The organism is Nocardia panacis, from assembly GCF_003598715.1.
GTDB classification, from domain to species: Bacteria; Actinomycetota; Actinomycetes; order Mycobacteriales; family Mycobacteriaceae; genus Nocardia; species Nocardia panacis.
The window spans coordinates 1-1,420 of record NZ_QZFU01000051.1 but is presented as its reverse complement, the minus strand read 5'-3'; the positions used below and the strand labels follow the sequence as shown (position 1 = coordinate 1,420).

Below are 1,420 nucleotides of genomic sequence, written 5' to 3'. Positions count from 1 at the left end.
CCAATGCCGCGCAGTTAGCGCGGATGAGCGCAGTGCAAGTGGATCTTGCTGTGGTGGTTGGTATGTCGTGACGCGGAACAGCGGAACTCCTGGTAGAGAGGTTAACGACCAAGAAAACCGTGCCACCGGGGAGTTCCGCTGTCTGTGCAGTCTGTCATCAATCGTGTGTCGGGGGTAGCGGCGGGTCGGTTCGCGCCGGGGCATCTGGGTGAGCTGACCCAGATCGTGCCGTTCGAAATGGTCGATGCCGCGTTGGAGGCCACCGCGTCGGTGCAGGCGCGGGTGCGGGATCTGCCGTCGCGGGTGGTGGTGTATCTGCTGCTGGCCGGGGCGTTGTTCGAGGGTATGGGCTATAGCCAGGTGTGGTCCCGGCTGGTTGCCGGGGTGGGTGCGGTGGTGGCCTCGCCCGGGTCGTCGGCATTGACCCAAGCGCGTCGGCGGGTGGGTCCGAAACCGTTGCGGGCGTTGTTCGAACTGGTCAGAGGGCCTGCTGCCGGCGCGGTGCGGTGGCGGGGACTGCTGGTGTGCGCGGTGGACGGCACCTGCCTCTACGCCCCGGCAAGCGACGCCAACCTCGCCGCGTACGGTCGTCATCGGGCCGGGCCGCTCGGTGATTCCGGCTTCGCGATGCTGCGCCTGGTGGCGGTGGTAGCCTGCGGGACCCGCACCGTGCTCGACGCGGTGTTCGGTTCCGACCGGTGTGGCGAAACCACTTATGCGCCAAGACTGTTCGGATGTCTGCGAGCGGGAATGCTGTTGCCGGCCGACCGGAACTTCGACGCGGCCGGCCTTATCGAATCCGCCGCCGCGACCGGCGCGCAGCTGCTGATCCGCGGACAGGGCAAACGCAAGATGGCGGTGGCGGGCCGGCTGACCGACGGCTCGTGGCTGACCCGGATCGGCGCGGTCACCGTCCGTGTGATCGACGCCGATATCCTCGTCACCGGTACCGGTGATCACCGGTCGGTTCGCCGGGTCGAACGCTACCGGTTGATCACAACTCTTATCGATGAGAAGCGGTATCCGGCAAAGGATCTAGCGGTTCTCTACCATCAGAGATGGGAGATCGAGACCAGCTATGCGGAACTGAAGTCCGGCCTGCTCGGCGGACGCGTTCTGCGTGCGCGCCGACCCGAACTCATCACCCAGGAGATCTACGCGCTGCTGGTCGCCTACCAGGCGGTGAGGACCGCCGTCGCCGATGCCACCCTGGCCCCCGGCACCATCTCACCCGACCGCGGTAGTTTCACCGTCGCCCTCAACACCGCTCGTGACCAGCTCGTCCGGGCCGCCGGCATCATCGCCGGGACCGTCGTCGACCTCGCCGGACAGATCGGCCGGGCTGTCCTGGCCGTGCCCCTACCTGCCCGCCGGGCCCGCGCCTGCCCCCGCGTCGTCAAACGCGCCATCTCCAAGCACC

Annotated in this window: 1 protein-coding gene; it reads left to right on the top strand. The window is 67.6% G+C overall.

Going from position 1 to position 1,420, the window contains the following annotated elements; all coding sequences use genetic code 11:
• Positions 1-165: 165 nt before the first annotated feature.
• The coding region (locus D5S18_RS32395; RefSeq protein ID WP_147404332.1) for an IS4 family transposase at positions 166-1,420 on the top strand (1,255 nt) is incomplete at its 3' end.